Genomic DNA, 20437 nt, shown 5'->3' with positions numbered 1-20437 from the left:
GCGGCTACCGCGCCGGCAGGGTGACCACCAGCGTGCCGTCCCAGCCGCCGGTGGCGTTGCGCGCGAGCCTCGCCTCGCCGGGCAGCGCGCGGGCGTTGCTGCGCACCTGCGTGAGCCAGCGCGCCAGGCCGTCGGCCGGCGTGTTCAGGAGGGTGACGGTGACGCGTTCGCCGGCGATCGTGTAGCGCGCGCTCGCGCCCAGTTGTTCGCGGATCGCGGTCTCGAGCTGGCGCATCGCGTCGTCGCGGCTCTGGCGCGGCTGCGACTGCATCGCGCGCGCCTGCGCCTGCAGCCGGCGCATCTGCAGCAGCTGCGCATCGAGCGCGCCGTGCTGCGCGTCGGCCGCCCGCAGCGTCGCGATGGCGGGGGCGAGCGCCACCCACCAGAGCAGGGCCAGGCCGACCAGCAGCGCCGCGGCGCCGACCAGCGCCTGTTCGCGCGGGGCGAGCGAGCGCCAGCGCTGGCGCAAGGTCCCGGTGTTCATCGCGTGTCCTCCGCCGCCACCACCATCGTGCTGCCTTCGGCACTGGCGGCGTAACCCAGCGTCTTCAGCGTGGCGGCGGTGCCGCGGAATTCCGCCGGGGACAGGGCAAGGCCGCCGGCGCGCAGGTCGGTGCCGTTGAATTCCAGCGTGGCCGGCACGCGCCCCTGCGGCAGCGCGGTGGCCAGCGCGCCCAGCACGGCGTCGAGGTCGCGGGCCGAGGCCACGCCGGTCTGCTGGCGCAGCGCCGCCACCTCGCGCTCCATCTGCACCGGCGCATCGACCACCACCTTGACCTGCGGGAAGGTCTCGGTGAGGGTGCGCCGCACGGCCTCGCGCTTGGCCGAGAGGCTGGCGCGTTCCTTCCAGGCCCAGGCATTGAGGCCCACCAGGTTGATCGCCACCAGGGCGATGGCGGCCCAGCGCGCCGGCCGCCACGCCGCGGTGTGCAGCACCTCGGCCCAGCCGGTGGCGATCTTCTTGAGGCGGCGGGACTGCGCGGAGCTGGCGAAATCGAATTGCGCCAGGTCCCAGCGGGTGCGCGCCGCCGCCACCCAGCGCTGCGGCGCCTGCTGCAAGGTGAGCTTCTGCTGCAGCACCTGTTCCGCCGTTCCGGCGACGGCCGGTTCGGCCAGTCGCGGCGCGTCTTCGGGCAGGTTCGGCAACAGTCCCAGCGCCACCGGGCTCAAGGGCAGGCTGATCACGCCCTCCTGGCTGCTGCTCACCACCACCGGCTGCTCCGCGTCGCCGATCACGGCCAGCGCCGGCGCGCCCTCGGGGGCGAACTCCGGAACGATGCGGTTGGCGTGCCGGCCGGCCGTCTCCAGCAGCTGCAGCTGGTGGCGCAGCCAGGCGCGGTCGCAGACGCCGACCCAGACCGGCTCGCCGGCGCGCGCGCCGGGCTGGAGGGCGAAATGCACCGCCTCGGTCTCATCGAGCAGGCGTTCCTCGAGCAGGCCTTCCAGGGCGGTGCGCATGCGCGGCGTGGCGGGGGCGACCCCCTTGGGCAGGTTCACCCGGTGCCAGGCCAGCGCCTGCACCGGCACCAGCGCCACCACTTCGGCGCCGGCGCCGCGGGGCTGCGGCAGGAGCGCGGCGGGGGACTTGCCGTGGTCCGCCAGCGTGCGGCCGTCCGGCGTGACGGCGAACGCCCACTCGGTCGCGCTCGAGGCGGTTTCCAGCGGCAGGGAAACGATGAGGGTGCTCATGGACTGCCGGCGATTGTAGGTGGGGGTGTCGCCCTAACGCTTGATCTCCGTCGTGCCCGAGGGTTCGACCGCGCCGCGTTCGCGCTGCAGGGTGCGCACCAGCAGGGTTTCCTTCTGCACGATCGAACGTTCCTCGATCACCACGTCGTCGATCCGCAGGCGCCCGCGCACTTCGAAGTAGTGGGAACCGACGTCCAGCAGGCCGACGTCCCGGGGCGGCGCCGGCGGCTCCACCGGCGGCAGCAGGGCGATGGCGTCCTGGACCCGCCGGAAGTGCTTGCGCTCGCGTTCCGAGACCAGCCGCTGCGCGTCCGCCAGGCTGATGTTCGGGATGGCCGCGTAGATCACTTCCGCCGGCGCGGTGTTCAGGTTCACCGCGGTGGTGGAGGAGGGCAGCAGGGTCACGAAGGGCTCGAGCGCGGCCACCGTCTCGGGCGAGAGGCCCAGCCAGACCAGTTGCTCGACCCGCACGGGCATCAGCGGCGCCTGCCCGGTGCTGCGGTTGTCCACGTGCAGGTCGGAGGCGAAGCGCAGGTTCTCCGACATGCGCACCAGTTCCGCCTGCGGCAGCGACAGCAGCTCGAACAGGCGGCGGAAGGCCTCCAGCGGCTTGGGCTGCAGGGTCCCCGCGTTCACCAGGCGGTTCAGGTTCAGGCGGCTTTGCAGGTCGGTGATGTCGCCGGAGAGGAACACCTGGTCGGCGTCGCCGTTCTCGCCCACGGCGTTGTTGCTCTGGTCGGCGGCCAGGAAGGTCGACAACCGCGCCTCCTGCAGCGGCACGGCCCAGGGTTCGGCCAGGTAGTCGGCCGCGTCGCGGTCTTCGCGCAGGATCAGCCGGGCCCAGTCCAGCGCGCCGGTGAGGATCCAGGTCGATTGCACCCGCTGCCGGTCGGCGCTTTCGATCTCCACGCTGCGCCACTGCTGCCACAGGGCGGCGGCGGCAAAGGTGGCCACCAGCGTGACGGTGAGCATCGCGGCGAGCAGGGCCGCGCCGTGCTGGCGTTTCATGACGTGGTTCCGCCGACGGTGGGACGCACCCAGTCGCGCTGCAGCCGCCCGCTGATCGCGCGGCCCGCGGGCAGTTGCAGGATCAGCCGCACGCCGTCCGGCAGCGTCGACGGGTTCGTGACCGCCGCGGTCCCCGCTGGGGGCGGCGTCGCCGGCTGCCCGGAAGCGGCGCTGGATTGCGGATTGGTCCAGGCATTGCCGCGGAAGAAGAAGATCTGCCAGTCCTCCAGCGGCGCGATCGTCACTTCGCGCTGCCGCATCGCGTCGCTCGGGTTCTGCGACCACAGGTCGGCCTGCTGCCAGGCGCTTTGCAGGTCGCCCTGCGTGGTCACGGGGGGCGATTCCCAGCGCAGCCAGTTGCCTTCGCGGCGCGTCCAGCCGACCACGCGCACGCCGTCGGCCGGCGACAGGCTGCCGCGGCGCGTGAGGCGCAGCACGCGCCCGTTCCACTGCAGCGGGCTGTTGGGCGCGAATTCCTCGATCGCCTCCAGGTCCGCGGCCCACTGGGCCAGCCCCGTCTGCAGGGTGAGGATCTCGTCGGCCCGAGCCTCGGTGACCTGACGCGCGCGGATCATGCCGTCCAGGCCGCGCCAGCTCAGGACGGCGAGGATCGCCAGGGCGAACAGCGCCACTAGCAGTTCGACCAGGGTGAAGCCGGCCGCGCGCCGCACGGGGGAGGCCATTCAGAAGCGCCCCATGATGGTGGACAGCCGCAGGATGGGCGCGCGCGTGTCGGTGACCTGCGCGTCGACGCGGCGGAAGCTGGGGTTGGGCGTCGGCGCGACGTGGATCCGCACCTGGAACAGCTGGCCGGCCTGCTCGCAATCCTGCTGGCTGTCGCCCACCGGCGGCATCTGCCGCGCCAGGCGCATGCGGGTCAGCTCGTTCTCGGCGCACAGGTGCGCGAGCAGCACGTCGGACTGGCGCTGGGCGTTGTTGGTGAGGGCGGCGCTCGCCTGCAGGCCGGCCACCAGGGCGATCGACACGATCCCCAGCGCCACCAGCACTTCCACCAATGTGAAGCCGCGCCAGCGCTTCATGGCGTGGCCGGGCCGACCGTGAAAGGCCGCAGGCCGTCGGTGGCGACGCGCAGCGCGCGATCGGGGTGGCCGGCGCTGGTGAGGACGACCGCCTGCGGCCCGATCACCGGCTCGGGCCCGAGCACCAGCACGCCGCGGCCCGCCACCTGCGTATCGCGCGCCAGCCATTGCTCCGGCAGGGTCTGGGCCGGCAGGCCTTCGAAGCGGAAACCGTCCTCCCCCGCGACCCAGCGCACGGGCTGGCCGCTCAGGCGCGAGCGCGCTCGGGCCGATTCGAGCAGGGCGGCGAGCCGCTGGGCGTCGCGGTCCAGCGGGTCGCCGCCGGCGTCGCGCAGCGCGAAGGCCACGCCCGCCGAGGCGATCGCGATGATGGAGACCACCACCAGCAGTTCGAGCAGGGTGAAGCCGGCGGCGCGCCGGCGCATCCATGCGAAGGCGCGGCGGGGCCTATTGCCAGGAGCCGACGTCGGCATTCTTGCCCTCGCCGCCCGGCTGGCCGTCGGCACCGAAGGACATCACGTCGATCTCGCCTTTCACGCCGGGATTGAGGTACTGGTACGGCCGGCCCCACGGGTCGTTGGGCAGCTTCTCCAGGTAGGGCTTCCAGTTCGGCGGCGTCGGCCCGCTGGTGGGCCTGGCGATCAGGGACTGCAGGCCCTGCTCGCCCGTGGGATAGCGCTGGTTGTCCAGCTTGTACAGCTTGAGCGCCTGCATCAGGTTGTTCACGTCGGTGCGCGCGGCGGTGACGCGGGCGTCGTCGGCGCGATCCAGCACGTTCGGCACGATCAGCGCGGCGAGCACGCCGATGATGACCAGCACCACCATCAGCTCGATCAGGGTGAAGCCGCGGACCAGCCGGCGCGCGCGCCGGGCCGCGCGTGTTTGCAGGGCGGAGGAGGTGAGCATTGCATCAATGATAATCGCGGCATGCTGACGCCGGCCCCTGCCCCCTGGATCGTGCGCGGCGCGACCTTCGCGCTGTGGGCGCTTGCCGCGGGCAGCGCGGCCTACTGGGGGCTGAAACTGTCCTCCGCCGCCCCGCCCGTGACGGCGCCCGTCGCCGCCCCGCGCCAGGTCGGTCCGGTCGATCCGCTGGCGCTGGCGCGGCTGCTGGGCAGCTCGCCGACGGCCGCCACCGCGGCTGCGCCGACGCCGGTCGTTGCACTCGCCAGCCGCTTCCAGTTGATCGGCGTGGCCGCGGGCGCCCACTCCGGCGGCGGGGCGGCCGTGATCGCGGTCGACGGCAAGCCGGCCCGGTCCTACCGCGTCGGCAGCACGATCGAGGAAGGCCTGGTGCTGCAGTCCGTGCACGGTCGCCAGGCGGTCATCGCCTCGCGCGAGGGCCAGCCGCTGGTCACGCTGGAAGTGCCGGCGCAGCGGCTGGAGACGAGCAACCGGCCCGCGCCCATGGGGGTGTTGCCTGGCGTCGTGCCAGGCGTGGTGCCAGGCGCCGTGCCAGGCGCGCCGCCTGTGGCCCCGAACGCGCCGCAACCCGCGGGCGAGGGCGCTCAGGCCCCCAGCGAAGCCCCCAGGTAGAAAGCCGCTTCGCAGGCCTGCTGCAAGGCGGCGGCCCGCGCGGCGTCGAAGCCGCCGGGGCGATGGCGCAGGAACCGCAGCAGCCCGATCCACGCCGCCGCCACGCCGGCCAGGGCCAGCAGCGCGCAGGGCAGGCCGCCGGCGAATCCCAGCAGCAGCACCGGCACGATGCACCACAGCGCCGCGACGCGGACGGTCGCCGCATCCTCCGTCGCGCCGTGGGCAGCCCAGTGCGCGGCCAGCAGCGGTGCGAAGCGCGAAACGACCGGCCCGGCCAGCAGCGCGGCGAGCACGCCCGCCTCCGACACCGTGCCGGTGGCTGCGACGGCGGCGATGCGCGCCGCCAGCAGCACCACCAGCGCGATCACGCCGTGGCCGGCGCGCGGGGCCAGCGCTTCGGCGAGCCGGAACACGGCGCTTTCGTTCGCCGCGCCGGTGAGCACGAGCACGGCGAACAGGCTGGCCACCGCCGCCACGGCGGGGCCGGCGGGGTTGCCCCGCAGCAGCAGCCCGAAGACGGCGAACACGAAGGCGGCCAGCAGGCCCACGAGCGTGCCGGCACCGGGCAGGTGGCGCTCGCTGCCGCCCGGGCGGTCGTCGTCCGCCGGGGCGGCGCTGGCCGGCAGCCGCGCGGTGCGGTGCAGCGCCAGCGCGAAGCGGCGGGCGAACAGGTTCAGGTGGTCACGCAGGGCGGTCACGCAGGAACAGGCGGTAGACGGGGTTGTCCGTTTCCTCGAAGAACGGGTAGCCGAGCGTGTCGAGGAATTCCTTGAAGGCCTTGTCGTCGCTGCGCGGCACCTGCAGGCCGACCAGGATGCGGCCGTAGTCGGCGCCCTGGTTGCGGTAGTGGAACAGCGAGATGTTCCAGTTCGGGCGCATGTGCGACAGGAACTTCATCAGCGCTCCCGGGCGTTCCGGGAACACGAAGCGCAGCAGCCGCTCGTCCTGCGCCAGCACGGACGGTCCGCCCACCATGTGGCGGATGTGCTCCTTGGCGAGCTCGTCGTGCGTGAGGTCCAGCGCCTGGAAGCCGTGGCGGGTGAAGTTCGCCGCGATGCGCGCGGATTCGCCCTTGCCGTGCGTGGTGAGGCCCACGAACACGTGCGCCTGCTGCGCGTCGCTGATGCGGTAGTTGAACTCCGTGACGTTGCGCGGCCCGCCGGGCAGCGTGCCGATCAACTCGCAGAAGCGCCGGAAGCTGCCGCGCTCCTCGGGGATGGTGACGGCGAACAGCGCCTCGCGCTCCTCACCGACCTCGGCGCGCTCGGCCACGAAGCGCAGCCGGTCGAAGTTCATGTTGGCGCCGCACAGGATCGCCGCGTAGGTTTCGCCGCGGGTCTTGCGCTCGGCGACGTACTGCTTGATGGCGGCGACGGCCAGCGCGCCGGCCGGCTCCACGATGCTGCGCGTGTCGACGAACACGTCCTTGATGGCGGCGCAGACGGCGTCGGTGTCGACCAGCATGAATTCGTCGACCAGCTCGCGCGCCAGGCGGAAGGTCTCCTCGCCCACCAGCTTGACGGCCGTGCCGTCGGAGAACAGGCCCACGTCGGCCAGCGTCACCCGCTTGCTCGCGGCGACGGATTGCGCCATCGCGTCCGAATCGCTCATCTGCACCCCGATCACCTTGATCTCGGGGCGCACCGCCTTGATGTAGCTCGCCACGCCCGAGATCAGCCCGCCGCCGCCGATGGCGACGAAGACCGCATCGAGCGGCCCCTGGTGCTGGCGCAGGATCTCCATCGCGATCGTGCCCTGGCCGGCGATGACGTCCGGGTCGTCGAACGGATGCACGAACGTGAGCTGCTCGCGCTCGCACAACTCGCTGGCGTGGGTGTAGGCGTCGGAGTAGCTGTCGCCGTGCAGCACGACTTCGCCGCCCAGCGCCTTGACCGCCTCGATCTTCACCTGCGGCGTCGTCACCGGCATCACGATCACCGCGCGCGCGTTCATGCGGTGCGCGGCGAGCGCCACGCCCTGCGCGTGGTTGCCGGCGGAAGCGCAGATCACGCCGCGCTGCAACTGCTCGGGCGCCAGCTGCGCCATCTTGTTGTAGGCGCCGCGCAACTTGAAGCTGAAGACCGGTTGCTGGTCCTCGCGCTTGAGCAGCACCTTGTTGTGAAGGCGGCGGCTGAGGTTGCGCGCCGGTTCGAGCGAGGATTCCACGGCGACGTCGTACACGCGCGCGGTGAGGATCTTCTTGAGGTAGTCCTGCGGCTGCAGGTGTTTCTTCATGGCGGCGAGATCATAGGTGGCCCCGCCGGGCGAGCGGCGGCCAGGGAGGAAACAGAAAAAAGCCCCAGGATCTTGCGATCCGGGGGCTAAATCCACCAAAGGAAGAGGTGGAGGAGACAACCGTTGCGCGGCCCCGGCATCAGCGCCCTTGGCCAGCGTCGCTTAGCGGATTCGCTATGCTCTGGAGGCAGTATAGCCCTCTCTTTGCTGCAACGCACAAGAAGGGTTGAAGGCCGGTGTCGCATACGCAGCACTACGTAGCAGGGGCCCTACAGCGGCCTGCAGCGCAAGGAACACAAGACGATGGAATGCACAGTGACGTGGACCGGGGCGACCGGGGCGCGCTCGGGGATGGGTTTCCTGGCCGAGACCGGCACCGGCCACGTGCTCATGATGGACGGCGCGCCGGATGCGGCCCGGCCGGACAACGGCGGCCTCAACCTGGCGCCGCGGCCGATGGAGACGGTCCTCGCAGGTACCGGTGGCTGCACCGCCTATGACGTGGTCCTGATCCTCAAGCGGGGTCGGCACGACGTGCGCGGCTGCTCCGTCAAGCTCAGTGCCGAGCGCGCCGACACGGATCCCAAGGTGTTCACGAAGATCCACATGCACTTCACCGTGCGGGGGCACAGGCTGCAGGCGGCGGCCGTGGAGCGGGCGATCGCCATGAGCCACGAGAAGTACTGCTCGGCGAGCGCCATGCTCGCCAGGACGGCGGAGATGACGACCAGCTTCGAACTGGTCGAGGAGGGGGCCGCGGCTGCGCCGTAGCTAGTGTGATATTCGACAGGTGGCGGCACGCATGCAGCGCGCGCCGCCGCTGAGGACGGATCGCTCCCTGGTCCGGCGCGCAACACGCCCCCCGGCATCGGCGTCGGGGTACACCGCTGGGGCCGCCGCACGGCGCAGCGCTGCGTCACGGCCCTCGTGGAGGTCGATCGCCCGGCCATTCGACCGCGCAGGCGCAGGACGGGTTTGTCCGCCTCCGGAAGTAAAGGAGGAGGCGCGGGCGCGGCTTCAGCCAAGGCCAGTGCTCTCAACCGCGCCGGGGGACATGGAGTGAGGCGGACAAACCCGTCCTGTGCCGGACCAGGGGCCACGAGCGCAGCGCGGCACACACCGCGCCGGCTTCACTCCTTCTCCAAGCATGACGGTGCTGCGGCATTTCCGCTCAGGTGTGCGCCTACGCGGGAATTTCCGAGCAGCGTCGAACGCTGCCCTAGATGTAGTGCGCCGTGGTGGTCATCACGCGCGCGACCGCCCGCATGGCCAGTTTCACCGGAGCGGGCAACTCCACGCCGCCGGCCTGCAGGGCGTGGTTGGCGTGCGCGGCCTCGTCGTCCTTCATCTGCGCAATGATCGCCCGCGACGCATGGTCGGCGGGCGGCAGCCGGTCCAGGTGACTTTGCAGGTGGGCCTCGACCTGGCGTTCGGTCTCCACGACGAAGCCCAGGCTCACCTGGTCGCCGAAGCGTGCCGCGATGAGCCCGATGCCGAAGGCGCCGGCATACCAGAGCGGGTTGAGCACGGAAGGCCGGGCGCCGAGTTCGTCGAGGCGCCCCTTGGTCCAGGCCAGGTGGTCCGTTTCCTCCCGGGCCGCCTGCTCCAGTTGCGCCCGCAGCGCCGTGTTGCGCGTGGCCAGCGACTGCGCCGTGTACAACGCCTGGGCGCAGATCTCGCCGACGTGGTTTACCCGCATGAGCGCAGCGGCGTGCTGCTTTTCCTGCGCGCCGAGGTGCGTCGCCTCGTTGGGGAGCACGGGGCAGGGACGCGTGCTGCGCGGAGTGGCGAAGAGGGTGCGCAGCGCCTGGTCCGCGGCGCCGAGGATGCGGTCGACGATCATGGAGCCGAGTGTAGGAGCCCGCGGGCCCTCGCGGCAGTTCGCACAGCAGGAACAACGAAGTCACGCCTCAGCCTTTGTTTGCGGCGGAAATGAGACGAGAGTGTTGCGAAAGCTCCACTCGACCATGGGATTCATGTTGTCGGTCTGCAACGAAACCCGCTCCGCGAGGCGAATTACTTTGCGCGGCAAAAAGCGCTCTGGTGGAATAGCCACAACCTTCCGAAAAGGAGGTTGGCCCGGGGATCCGGTGGGAACGCGACACGTGCCTGCATGCGCGCCCCATACGAACCGGAGCCCTATGTTTAACCTTGGAGAAACTTGCATGAAAAAGTCCCTGATTGCGCTGGCTGTGATGGCCGCCGCCGGTGCGGCATCCGCCCAGTCGTCGGTCACGCTGTTCGGTATCGTCGACGCGACGATCGCCCATGGCCGCGCCAGCGGCACCGGCGCCGCCAACAAGACGGCCCTGGCCAACTCGGGCTACAACAGCTCGCGCATCGGCTTCCGTGGCACGGAAGACCTGGGTGGCGGCATGGCCGCTTCCTTCTGGCTGGAAGGCTCCCTGGGCAATGACGACGGCACGGCTGGCCAGCGGATCCCCGTGGGCAACCAGAACGTCCTGAACGGCGCCAGCCCGACCAACCCCAACGGCGTTGGCGACGGCGCCGGCCTGGTGTTCAACCGCCGCTCCACCGTCAGCCTGTCTGGCGGCTGGGGTGAAGTGCGTCTGGGTCGTGACTACACCCCGTCGTTCTGGAACCTGACCGTCTTCGATCCGTTCGGCACCAACGGCGTCGGCACCACCCTGACCCTGGTCGGCCCGGCCGGTGGCCTGGGCACCGCTGGCAACGCGATGGCGCCGGTCGGCACCCGTGGCGTGATCGTCCGCGCGTCCAACGACATCGGCTACTTCCTGCCCGCCAACCTGGGTGGCTTCTACGGCCAGTTCAACTACTGGCTGGGTGAGAACACCTTCAACGGCGCGAACTCCGCCCGTGACGGCACCGGCTGGGGCGGTCGCCTGGGTTATGGCGCTGGCCCGTTCAACGTCGCCATCTCCTACGCCCGCACCGCGTACGACGCCACCCCCGTGAACCCGGTCCAGCCGATCACGACGACCAACACCTTCACCGGCGCGGTCGCCCCGACGGCTGCCCAGATCGCCGCCCAGCGCGCCGGCGACTTCCGCACCTGGAACATCGGTGGCCAGTGGGACTTCGGCGTGGCCAAGGTGATGGGCCACTACACCCGCGAGCAGCGTGATTCCAGCGCCGGCAACGCCGGGACCGGCATCCCGGCCAGCGGCGAGATCGACGGCCGCGGCTGGCTGCTCGGCACCCTGGTGCCGGTCGGCGCAGGCGAGATCCGCGCTTCCTACTCGACGTACAAGATCGACGCCGGTGCCGGTGCCGACCCGCGTGCCCGCCAGCTGGCGCTGGGCTACGTGCACAACCTGAGCAAGCGCACCGCGCTGTACGCCACGGCTGCCCGTGTCCAGAACCGCAACGGCGCCGCCGTTTCGCTGAACGGCGCGACCCTGGGTACCGCCACGAGCTCCACGGGTTACGACCTGGGCATTCGCCACAGCTTCTGATTTTCGAAGCGGCCGCGAGGCCGCTGCAGAAAACAAGAAACTTGAAAGCCGCCTTCGGGCGGCTTTTTTTATCTTGCGCGGGCCAGAGTTTCCCCCCGTTTCGGCACGTGAATCGCCATGCTAGCCTCGACGGCCGTTCCCAAACCCGTCGATGCTTGCATTCATCCTGCGCCGCATGCTCCAGGCCGTGGTGGTCATGGTGGTCGTGGCCTTCATCGCCTTCCTGCTGTTCCAGTATGTCGGTGACCCCGTGGTCTTCCTGCTGGGCCAGGATGCCAAGCCGGACCAGATCCGCGAGCTGCGCTCCGCCCTCGGCCTCGACCAGCCTTTCTTCGTGCAGTTCTGGCATTTCCTGGGCAATGCGGTGCAAGGCGAATTCGGCCTCAGCCTGCGCCAGGGCGCCAAGGTCTCCCGCCTCATCGGCGAACGCTTCCCCGCCACGCTGGAACTGGCGCTCACCGCCGCGGTGCTGGCGCTCGTCATCGGCGTGCCCATGGGCGTGTACGCGGCGCTGCGACGCGGCACCTTCACCAGCCAGCTATTCATGACGCTCTCGCTGCTGGGCGTGTCGCTGCCCACCTTCCTGATCGGGATCCTGCTGATCCTCGTCTTCTCCGTCACGCTCGGCTGGTTCCCCAGCTTCGGCCGCGGGCAGACGGTGCAGGTGGGCTGGTGGGGCACGGGGCTGGCCACGCGCGACGGCTGGCACCACCTGGTGCTGCCGGCCATCACGCTGGCGATCTTCCAGCTCACCCTGATCATGCGGCTGGTGCGCTCCGAGATGCTGGAGGTGCTGCGCACCGACTACATCAAGTTCGCGCGCGCCCGCGGCCTGCCCAACCGCGCCATCCATTTCGGCCATGCGCTCAAGAACACACTGGTGCCGGTCATGACGATCACCGGGCTGCAGCTCGGGCAGCTGATCGCCTTCGCGATCATCACCGAGACCGTGTTCCAGTGGCCCGGCATGGGCCTGCTGTTCATCCAGGCCGTGACCTTCGCCGACATCCCGGTGATGGCGTGCTACCTGTGCCTGATCGCCCTCATCTTCGTCGTGATCAACCTGGTCGTCGACCTGCTTTATTTCGCCGTCGACCCGCGCCTGCGCGTGGGCACGGCACAAGGACACTGATCGATGCTGGCCCCGGCCGCCACCACCCGGCTTGCGCATGCGCGCGCCTTCGCGCACATCGCGCAGTTCCATCCCGAGCTCACGGCCTTCCGCCGCGACCTGCACGCCCACCCGGAACTCGGCTTCGAGGAGGTCTACACCGCCGCCCGCGTGCAGGAAGCGCTGCGCCTGTGCGGCGTCGACGAGGTCCACGCCGGCATCGGCAAGACGGGCGTGGTGGGCATCATCCACGGCCGCCAGAACACGGCCAACCGGATGATCGGCCTGCGCGCCGACATGGACGCCCTGACCATGACCGAAGCCAACGACTTCCCGTGGAAGTCCAGCCGCAACGGCATGATGCACGGCTGCGGCCACGACGGCCACGTGACGATGCTGATCGGCGCGGCGCGCTACCTCGCCGAGACGCGCAACTTCGACGGCACGGCGGTGCTGGTCTTCCAGCCGGGCGAGGAAGGCTTCGCCGGCGCCAAGGCGATGATCGAGGACGGCCTGTTCAACCGCTGGCCCGTCGAAGCGGTCTATGCCATGCACAACTGGCCCGGGCTGCGGCCCGGCTGCTTCGGCGTGCGGCACCACGCGATGATGGCCTCGGCCGACCGCGTGACGATCGAGATCACCGGCAAGGGTGGCCACGGCGCGCACGCCTACCTCGCGATCGACCCGGTGCTAGTGGCCGGGCACATCATCACCGCGGTGCAGAGCATCATCTCGCGCAACGTCAAGCCGGTCGACGGCGCCGTGATCAGCCTCTGCGCGATGCAGGCGGGTGACCTGCATGCGATGAGCGTGATCCCCGGCAAGGCGACGCTCGTGGGCACGGTGCGCACCTTCCGGCCCGAGGTGCAGGACATGGTGGAGCGGCGCCTGAAAGAGCTGTGCAGCGCGGTCGCGCTCGGCTTCGGCGCCTCCGCCACCGTGCAGTACGAGCGCATCTATCCCGCCACGATCAACACGCCGCGCGAGACGGAATTCGCCGCCGACGTCGCCGAATCGCTGGTCGGCCCCGAGCACGTGGTGCGCGACATGGAGCCGAGCATGGGCGCCGAGGACTTCTCCTTCATGCTGCAGGTCAAGCCCGGGGCCTACCTGCGCATCGGCCAGGGCGGCGAAGGCAGCTGCATGCTGCACATGACGCGCTACGACTTCAACGACGACATCCTTCCGCTCGGCTCCGCGCTGCACGCGAGCCTGATCGAACGGGGACTGCCGCTCACCCCCTGAGCGGCACGGGCAGTTTCATCCGAAGGCATCCATTCCGAAAAGGAGTCCACCATGCGAATCAAGAGTTTCCTGGCCACGACGCTGCTGTGCACCGCGCTGGGCGTGAGCGCGCAGACGGTGCGCGTGGCCAACCAGGGCGACGCCCTGTCCATGGATCCGCACTCGCTCAACGAGTCGCTGCAGCTCGACGTGATGGCGAACGTGTACGACTCGCTCGTGCTGCGCGACAAGGACATGAGCATCATCCCGGGCCTCGCCACCGCATGGAAGCAGATGTCGCCGACGGTGTGGCGCTTCGAGCTGCGCAAGAACGTGCAGTTCCACGACGGCACGCCGTTCACGGCCGACGACGTGATCTTCTCGCTGGCACGCACGCAGGCCGACGGCTCGGACATGAAGTCCTACACGAACGACTTCAAGGCGGTGCGCAAGATCGACAGCCACACGGTGGAGATCGAGACCAAGCAGCCCTTCCCCATCCTGCCGGACCTGATGTCGCGGGTGGCGATCATGAGCAAGAAGTGGTGCGAGGACAACCAGGCGACGCGCCCGGTCGATCGCCGCAAGGGCATCGAGAACGCGGCCTCGTTCCGCGCCAACGGCACCGGCCCGTACCGGCTGCGCGAACGCCAGCCGGGCGTGCGCACCACGTTCGTTCGCAACGGCAACTACTGGGGCAAGATCGAAGGCAACGTCCAGGAGGTGATCTTCACGCCGATCGGCAACGACGCCACCCGCGTGGCCGCGCTGCTCTCCGGCGAAGTGGACGTGATGGAGCCGGTGCCGCTGCAGGACGTGGACCGCGTCAACGCCTCGGCCAACGCGCGCGCGCTCACCGGCCCGGAGCTGCGCACGATCTTCCTCGGCATGGACCAGAAGCGCGACGAGCTGCTGTACTCCAGCGTCAAGGGCAAGAACCCGTTCAAGGACAAGCGGGTGCGCCAGGCCTTCTACCAGGCGATCGACATCGAGGGCATCAAGAAGACGGTGATGCGCGGCGCCTCCAATCCCACCGCGGAGATGGTGGGCCCCGGCATCAACGGCTTCCAGCCGGACCTGAACAAGCGCCTGCCCTATGACGCCGACGCGGCGAAGAAGCTGCTGGCGGAGGCCGGCTACCCGAACGGCTTCGAGGTCACGATGAACTGCCCGAACGACCGCTACGTCAACGACTCGCGCATCTGCCAGGCGGTGGCCGCGAACCTCTCGCGCATCGGCGTCAAGATCAACCTGGCGGCCGAGACCAAGGGCACCTACTTCCCGAAGATCCTGCGGCGCGACACCAGCTTCTACCTGCTCGGGTGGACGCCCAGCACGGTGGACGCGGGCGATCCGCTGAACGCGATCATGTCCTGCGTCGACGACAAGGGCGCGGGCCAGTTCAACCTGGGCGCCTACTGCAACCCGAAGGTGGACGAGCTCACGCACAAGGTGCAGCAGGAGACCGACAAGGCCAAGCGCAACGCCATGATCCACGAGGCCTTCAAGATCCACCAGGACGACATCGGCCACATCCCGCTGCACCAGCAGGCGCTGGCCTGGGGCGTGAGCAAGCGGGTGGACGTGGTGCAGCGGCCGGACAACAACCTGTCGTTCAAGTGGATCAAGGTGAAGTCGGGCGCCTGATGACACACGGCGTGGGTGAGGAGGGGCGATGAGGCAGGTGCTCGCCGGCTGGCTGGACAGCGATGTCGGCTACAGCTTCCGCAGTTCGCCGATGGCGGTGGCCGCCGCGGCGATCGCGTTCGTGTGCGTGTTCTGCGCGCTGTTCGCCGGCTGGGTGGCGCCGCACAACCCCTTCGACCTCACGACCCTGGAACTGGGCGATGCCCGCAAGCCGCCGGCGTGGCTTGCCGACGGCACGGCCAGGTACCTGCTGGGCACCGACGACCAGGGCCGCGACATCCTCTCGGCGCTGATCTACGGCGCGCGCATCTCGCTGGTCGTGGGCTTCGCCTCGGTCGTGCTGTCGATGATCATCGGCGTGGCGCTGGGCTTGCTGGCCGGCTTTCGCGGCGGCTGGATCGACGCCTTCCTGATGCGCCTGTGCGACGTGATGCTGTCGTTCCCGCCGATCCTCGTCGCGCTGCTGATCGCCGGCGTCGGCCGCGCGCTGTTTCCGAACGCGCCCAACACGGTGGCCTTCGGCGTGCTGATCGTGGCGATCACGCTGACCGGCTGGGTGCAGTACGCGCGCACGGTGCGCGGCTCCACGCTGGTGGAGCGCAACAAGGAATACGTGCAGGCCGCACGCGTGACCGGGGTGGCGCCGGTGCGCATCATGCTGCGCCACGTGCTGCCCAACGTCACCGGCCCGGTGCTGGTGCTGGCGACGATCCACATCGCCACCGCCATCATCACGGAGGCGACGCTGTCCTTCCTGGGCGTGGGCGTGCCGCCCACTTCGCCCTCGCTGGGCACGCTGATCCAGATCGGCAACAACTACCTGTTCTCGGGCGAGTGGTGGATCACCGTGTTCCCCGCGATCATGCTGATCCTGATCGCGCTGTCGGTGAACCTGCTGGGCGACTGGCTGCGCGACGCGCTCAATCCGCGACTCCAATGAGCCTGCTGCAAGTCCGCGACCTCGTAGTGGAGTTCCCCGGCCGGCGCGGCACGCTGCGGGCACTCGACCACGTCTCCTTCGACATCGCGCCGGGCGAGATCCTGGGCGTCGTCGGCGAGTCAGGCGCCGGCAAGTCGCTGACGGGCGCGGCGATCATCGGGCTGCTGGAGCCGCCCGGGCGCATCGCGTCGGGCGAGGTGCTGCTGGAAGGCGAACGCATCGACAACCTGCCCTTCGAGCGCATGCGCCACATCCGCGGCCGCAAGATCGGCGCGATCTTCCAGGACCCGCTGACGTCGCTCAATCCGCTGTACACCATCGGCCGCCAGCTCACCGAAACCATCCAGGCGCACCTGCCCGTGGACGGCGCCGAGGCCCGCCGCCGCGCCATAGCGCTGCTGGAGGAGACCGGCATCCCGGCGGCCGCGCAGCGCATCGACCACTATCCGCACCAGTTCTCCGGCGGCATGCGGCAGCGCGTGGTGATCGCGCTGGCGCTCGCCGCGGAACCACGCCTTGTGGTGGCCGACGAGCCCACCACCGCGCTCGACGTCTCGATCCAGGCGCAGATCATCCAACTGCTCAAGCGCATCTGCCGCGAGCATGGCGCGGCGGTCATGCTGATCACGCACGACATGGGCGTGATCGCGGAGACCTGCGACCGCGTCGCGGTGATGTACGCCGGGCGGCTGGCGGAGATCGGCCCCGTGCACCAGGTGATCCACCAGCCCGCACACCCTTACACCATGGGGCTGATGGCCTCCATCCCCGACATGACGAGCGACCGCGAGCGCCTGAACCAGATCGACGGCGCGATGCCGCGGCTGACGGCCATTCCGCCCGGCTGCGCCTACAACCCGCGCTGTCCGCGCGTCTTCGAGCGCTGCACGCGCGAGCGCCCGGAACTGCTCGCTGCCGGTGCGACCCGCGCCGCCTGCTGGCTGCACGACGCCAACGCGGAGATGCCGGGATGAGCGCCGTGCCGCCGATCACCTCCGCGGACTTCCTCCCTCTCCCCTCCGGGGAGAGGGCTGGGGTGAGGGGTGCTTCCGTGCCATCCGACGCCCCCCTGGTCCAGGCCCAGGACCTGGCCAAAAGTTTCGACGTCTCCGCCCCCTGGCTCAATCGCGTGCTCGAACGCAAGCCGCGCCAGCTCCTGCATGCGGTCGACGGCGTGAGCTTCGCCATCGAGAAGGGGCGCACGCTGGCGCTGGTCGGCGAATCCGGCTGCGGCAAGAGCACCGTCGCGCGCCTGCTGGTGGGCCTGTACCGCCCGACGCGCGGCAGCTTCACCTTCGACGGCCAGGACGCGCACGCGGCCTTCCGCACGCCGGAAGGGCGCAAGCTGCGCCGCCGCATCCAGATGATCTTCCAGGACCCCTACGCGAGCCTCAACCCGCGCTGGCGGGTGCAGGACATCGTGGCGGAACCGCTGAACGAGCACGCCCTCGTGGAGGGTGCGGCGGCGGTGCGCGAGCGCGTCGGCGAGCTGCTCTCCTCCGTCGGCCTGAATGTGCAGGACGCCTCGAAGTACCCGCACCAGTTCTCCGGCGGCCAGCGCCAGCGCATCTCGATCGCGCGCGCGCTGGCCACGCATCCCGAGTTCCTGGTGTGCGACGAGCCGACGTCGGCGCTGGACGTGAGCGTGCAGGCGCAGGTGCTGAACATCATGAAGGACCTGCAGCGCCGCCTGGGGCTCACGTACCTGTTCATCTCGCACAACCTGGCGGTGGTGCGGCACGTGAGCGACGAGGTCGGCGTGATGTACCTGGGGCGGCTGGTGGAGCTGGCGCCCAAGCAGCAGCTGTTCGCGCAGCCGCAGCACCCGTACACGCGCATGCTGCTGGATGCGATCCCGAAGATGCACGACACCGGCCGCGCGCGCACGCCGGTGCAGGGCGAGGTGCCGAATCCGCTCAATCCGCCCACGGGCTGCGCATTCAATCCGCGCTGCCCGCATGCGAACGAGCGTTGCCGCGCGGAGCGGCCCGCGCTGCTGGAGTTGCGCGGGGTGCGGGTGGCGTGCCACGCGGTGGAGGAGGGGCGGATCTGAGCGCTGGGGTTCGCGGCCTTCGGCGCTCACCACCAGCCTACGAGAACGCGGCCAACCATGCGTAGGCTGGCGGTGAGCCGCGCAGCGCGCGAACCCCAGCGCTGCTCACGCGTACCGCTTCGTCCGCAGGTTGTTCTTCATCTCCCGCAGCAGCGGCTGCAGCCGTCCGCCGCCGATGCGCAGCGCCACCGTGGTCGCCAGCACGTCGATGATCATCAGGTGCAGCAGGCGCGACACCATCGGGCTGTAGCGGTCGTAGCCTTCCGGATGGTCGGCCGAGAGGTGGATCTGCCCCGCGGCCGCGAGCGGCGAGCCCGTCGCGGTGATCACGATCGTGGTGGCGCCGTTGCGCCGCGCGATGTCGCACGCGTCCATCAGGTCGCGCGTGCGGCCGGAGTTCGAGATCACGACCACGCAGTCGCCCGGGCCCAGCAGCGTCGCGCTCATCACCTGCATGTGGCCGTCGCTGTAGGAGATCGTGTTCACGCCCAGGCGGAAGAACTTGTGCTGCGCGTCGAGCGCCACCACGCCGGAGTTGCCCACGCCGTAGAACTCGATGCGGCCGCGCGTGCCGTGCGTCGCCGCCAGCGCCTCCGACGCCTTCTCGATCGCGAAGGTGGAGGCATCGTTGCGGTACTTCAGGAAGGCCGCGACGGTGTTGTCGATCACCTTGACCAGCACGTCGCCGGTCCTGTCGTCCGGGTCCACGCTGCGGTGGATGAAGGGCACGCCCTCGCTCACGCTGCCGGCCAGCTTCAGCTTGAAGTCCGACAGGCCGTCATAGCCCATGCTGCGGCAAAAGCGCACCACCGTGGGCTTGCTCACGTGGGCCCGCTCGGCCAGCTGGCTCACCGGCAGCGTGGCGAAGGCGCGCGGGTCGACCAGCACCAGGCGCGCGACGCGCTGTTCGGCGGGGGCGAGCGACGGCAGCGAGGCGCGGATGCGGTCTAGCACGCCGGCCTCGCCGGGCGGGGGCCTAGCATTCCTCGCTCCAGCAGAAGCCGTCGCGCGCGATCATGGCGCTGGCGGCGCTCGGCCCCATGGTGCCGGCGTTGTACGGCCGCGGCCCGCGCTCCTCGCCGCGCCAGCGCTCCAGGACAGGCTCCACCCAGCGCCACGCGGCTTCCTGTTCGTCGCTGCGCACGAACAGGTTCAGGCGGCCGGCGATCACGTCCAGCAGCAGCCGCTCGTAGGCGCCGACGCGCTCGGAGCCGAAGCGCTTGTCGAAGTCGAGGTCGAGGTGAACCGGGGCCAGGACCTGGCCGTTGCGGCGGTTCTCCTGGCTGCCCTGGGCCAGCAGGTGCAGCTCCAGGCCGTCGCGCGGCTGCAGGTGGATGATCAGCCGGTTGGTGCTGCCGGGGGGCGCGCTGAAGATCGCGTGCGGCGTCTCGCGGAAGTTGACGACGATGTGCGCCTCGCGCGAACCCAGCCGCTTGCCGGTGCGGATGTAGAAGGGCACGCCGGCCCAGCGCCAGCTCGCGATCTCGGTGCGCAGCGCGACGAAGGTTTCGGTGCGGCTTTCCGGGTCCACGCCGGGCTCCTCGCGGTAGCCCTTCACCGGCTGGCCGTTGACGTTGCCGGCCGCGTACTGCCCGCGCACCACGTGCTGGTCCAGCGCCTCGGCGGTCCACGGCTTGAGCGAGCGCAGCACCTTGAGCTTCTCGTCGCGGATCGCATCGGCGTGGGCGTTGATCGGCGGCTCCATCGCCAGCGCGCACAGCAGCTGCAAGGCGTGGTTCTGCACCATGTCGCGCAGCGCGCCCGTCTTGTCGTAGAAGGCGCCTCGCTTTTCCACCCCCAGGTCCTCGGCGATCGTGATCTGGATGTGGGAGATGTGTTCGCGCCGCCACACGGGCTCGAACAGCGCATTGCCGAAGCGCATCGCGAACAGGTTCTGCACCGCGGGCTTGCCGAGGTAGTGGTCGATGCGGAAGATCTGGCGTTCGCTCAGCACGCTGCGCACGGTCTCGTTGATCGCGCGGTTGGAGGCGAGGTCGTGGCCCAGGGGCTTTTCCAGCACCAGCCGCGTGTTCGCGCCGTTCAGGCCGGCGGCGGCGAGCTGCTGCACCACCTGCGAGAACAGGTCGGGCGCGGTCGCGAGGTACATCACCACGACGTCGGCGTGGCGCTCGCGCAGCATCTGCGCGAGGCGGCCGTAGTCCTCCGGCCGCGACAGGTCGAGGCGAAGGAAGTGCAGCAGTCCGGCGAAGCGTTCGAATTCCTCCGGGCTCGGCCGCTTCGCCAGGTCGACGCCGTCGAAGCGCGAGCGAATGAGGTCGCGGTACTGGGCATCGCTCAGGTCGTCGCGCGCTATGCCGATAATGCGGCCACCCTCGGGGAGCGTGCCGTGGCGGAAGGCCTGGAACAACGCAGGCATCAGCTTGCGCCATGCGAGGTCGCCGGTACCGCCGAAGAGAACGAGGTCGAAGCTCATGTCCTTGTTGTTCGTGAGGGTCGGGGTACTGTAACTTCGTTTCATCCCCTGGGGGATGCATGGGTCACGCCGGCAGCCGATCG

Annotated in this window: 21 protein-coding genes; 9 read left to right on the top strand and 12 right to left on the bottom strand. The window is 70.2% G+C overall.

Annotation, left to right across the window (positions count from 1 at the left end):
• Positions 1-4: 4 nt before the first annotated feature.
• The 7 genes from gspM to gspG are packed head-to-tail and all read right to left on the bottom strand — an operon-like array spanning position 5 to position 4643.
• Complete coding sequence (gene gspM, locus JI746_RS20125; protein ID WP_201692056.1) at positions 5-484, bottom strand: type II secretion system protein GspM; 480 nt, start codon at positions 482-484, stop codon at positions 5-7.
• Entirely contained in the window at positions 481-1689 is a 1209-nt protein-coding gene (gene gspL, locus JI746_RS20120; protein WP_201692055.1) for a type II secretion system protein GspL, read from the bottom strand. The genes gspM and gspL overlap by 4 nt, the downstream gene beginning before the upstream one ends.
• 33 nt (positions 1690-1722) lie before the next feature.
• Positions 1723-2697 (bottom strand): type II secretion system minor pseudopilin GspK, encoded by a 975-nt coding sequence (gene gspK / locus JI746_RS20115; RefSeq protein WP_201692054.1) that lies wholly within the window; start codon positions 2695-2697, stop codon positions 1723-1725.
• On the bottom strand, positions 2694-3380 hold the full coding sequence (locus tag JI746_RS20110; protein ID WP_201692053.1) for a PulJ/GspJ family protein: 687 nt from the start codon (positions 3378-3380) through the stop codon (positions 2694-2696). The genes gspK and JI746_RS20110 overlap by 4 nt, the downstream gene beginning before the upstream one ends.
• A complete protein-coding gene (gene gspI, locus JI746_RS20105) occupies positions 3381-3737 on the bottom strand; it encodes a type II secretion system minor pseudopilin GspI (protein WP_201692052.1) in 357 nt (118 codons plus the stop codon). It lies immediately after the preceding gene.
• Positions 3734-4210, bottom strand: a complete 477-nt coding sequence (locus JI746_RS20100; RefSeq protein WP_201692051.1) for a prepilin-type N-terminal cleavage/methylation domain-containing protein — start codon at positions 4208-4210, stop codon at positions 3734-3736. Before JI746_RS20100 ends, gspI begins: the two co-directional genes overlap by 4 nt.
• On the bottom strand, positions 4185-4643 hold the full coding sequence (gene gspG, locus JI746_RS20095) for a type II secretion system major pseudopilin GspG (protein ID WP_201692050.1): 459 nt from the start codon (positions 4641-4643) through the stop codon (positions 4185-4187). The genes JI746_RS20100 and gspG overlap by 26 nt, the downstream gene beginning before the upstream one ends.
• Positions 4644-4664: 21 nt before the next feature.
• On the opposite strand from gspG, the gene JI746_RS20090 reads away from it, so the two are divergent.
• Entirely contained in the window at positions 4665-5273 is a 609-nt protein-coding gene (locus JI746_RS20090) for a type II secretion system protein N (protein ID WP_201692049.1), read from the top strand.
• Here JI746_RS20090 and JI746_RS20085 read toward each other — a convergent pair.
• Both JI746_RS20085 and ilvA read right to left on the bottom strand, forming a co-directional pair.
• Complete coding sequence (locus JI746_RS20085; protein ID WP_201692048.1) at positions 5246-5971, bottom strand: hypothetical protein; 726 nt, start codon at positions 5969-5971, stop codon at positions 5246-5248. The genes JI746_RS20090 and JI746_RS20085 overlap by 28 nt on opposite strands.
• Entirely contained in the window at positions 5955-7508 is a 1554-nt protein-coding gene (ilvA, locus tag JI746_RS20080; RefSeq protein WP_201692047.1) for a threonine ammonia-lyase, biosynthetic, read from the bottom strand. Before ilvA ends, JI746_RS20085 begins: the two co-directional genes overlap by 17 nt.
• Positions 7509-7811: 303 nt before the next feature.
• Between ilvA and JI746_RS20075 the strand changes: the two genes are divergently transcribed.
• On the top strand, positions 7812-8279 hold the full coding sequence (locus JI746_RS20075; RefSeq protein ID WP_201692046.1) for an OsmC family protein: 468 nt from the start codon (positions 7812-7814) through the stop codon (positions 8277-8279).
• A 448-nt stretch (positions 8280-8727) separates the two neighbouring features.
• On the opposite strand, the gene coq7 is transcribed toward JI746_RS20075, so the two are convergent.
• A complete protein-coding gene (gene coq7, locus JI746_RS20070; protein WP_201692045.1) occupies positions 8728-9351 on the bottom strand; it encodes a 2-polyprenyl-3-methyl-6-methoxy-1,4-benzoquinone monooxygenase in 624 nt (207 codons plus the stop codon).
• 322 nt (positions 9352-9673) lie between these two features.
• Here coq7 and JI746_RS20065 point away from each other — a divergent pair, with 322 nt between their 5' ends.
• The 7 genes from JI746_RS20065 to JI746_RS20035 all read left to right on the top strand — a co-directional run bounded on the left by JI746_RS20065 (position 9674) and on the right by JI746_RS20035 (position 17920).
• Complete coding sequence (locus tag JI746_RS20065) at positions 9674-10945, top strand: porin (protein WP_201692044.1); 1272 nt, start codon at positions 9674-9676, stop codon at positions 10943-10945.
• Between the two features lie 151 nt (positions 10946-11096).
• Complete coding sequence (locus JI746_RS20060; protein ID WP_201692043.1) at positions 11097-12077, top strand: ABC transporter permease; 981 nt, start codon at positions 11097-11099, stop codon at positions 12075-12077.
• A 3-nt stretch (positions 12078-12080) separates the two neighbouring features.
• On the top strand, positions 12081-13301 hold the full coding sequence (locus JI746_RS20055; protein ID WP_201692042.1) for a M20 aminoacylase family protein: 1221 nt from the start codon (positions 12081-12083) through the stop codon (positions 13299-13301).
• A 51-nt stretch (positions 13302-13352) separates the two neighbouring features.
• Entirely contained in the window at positions 13353-14927 is a 1575-nt protein-coding gene (locus JI746_RS20050; protein ID WP_201692041.1) for an ABC transporter substrate-binding protein, read from the top strand.
• 28 nt (positions 14928-14955) lie between these two features.
• The gene (locus tag JI746_RS20045) at positions 14956-15867 is read left to right on the top strand and encodes an ABC transporter permease (protein WP_201692040.1); all 912 of its coding nucleotides are present in this window, start codon (positions 14956-14958) and stop codon (positions 15865-15867) included.
• On the top strand, positions 15864-16841 hold the full coding sequence (locus JI746_RS20040; RefSeq protein WP_201692039.1) for an ABC transporter ATP-binding protein: 978 nt from the start codon (positions 15864-15866) through the stop codon (positions 16839-16841). Before JI746_RS20045 ends, JI746_RS20040 begins: the two co-directional genes overlap by 4 nt.
• A gap of 77 nt (positions 16842-16918) precedes the next feature.
• A complete protein-coding gene (locus tag JI746_RS20035; protein WP_330893046.1) occupies positions 16919-17920 on the top strand; it encodes an ABC transporter ATP-binding protein in 1002 nt (333 codons plus the stop codon).
• 105 nt (positions 17921-18025) lie between these two features.
• Here the strand turns inward: JI746_RS20035 and JI746_RS20030 are convergent, their stop codons facing one another.
• Together JI746_RS20030 and zwf are read right to left on the bottom strand one after the other, a co-directional pair.
• Positions 18026-18874 carry a MurR/RpiR family transcriptional regulator gene (locus JI746_RS20030; protein WP_201692037.1) on the bottom strand — a complete coding sequence of 283 codons (849 nt, stop codon included), beginning with the start codon at positions 18872-18874 and terminating at the stop codon, positions 18026-18028.
• Between the two features lie 22 nt (positions 18875-18896).
• A complete protein-coding gene (gene zwf, locus JI746_RS20025) occupies positions 18897-20354 on the bottom strand; it encodes a glucose-6-phosphate dehydrogenase (protein WP_201692087.1) in 1458 nt (485 codons plus the stop codon).
• Between the last annotated feature and the right edge of the window lie 83 nt (positions 20355-20437).

This window comes from Ramlibacter alkalitolerans (genome assembly GCF_016722765.1).
GTDB lineage: Bacteria > Pseudomonadota > Gammaproteobacteria > Burkholderiales > Burkholderiaceae_C > Ramlibacter > Ramlibacter alkalitolerans.
The sequence above is the reverse complement of the archived record's forward strand: the minus strand, read 5'-3'. Positions and strand labels throughout refer to the sequence as shown.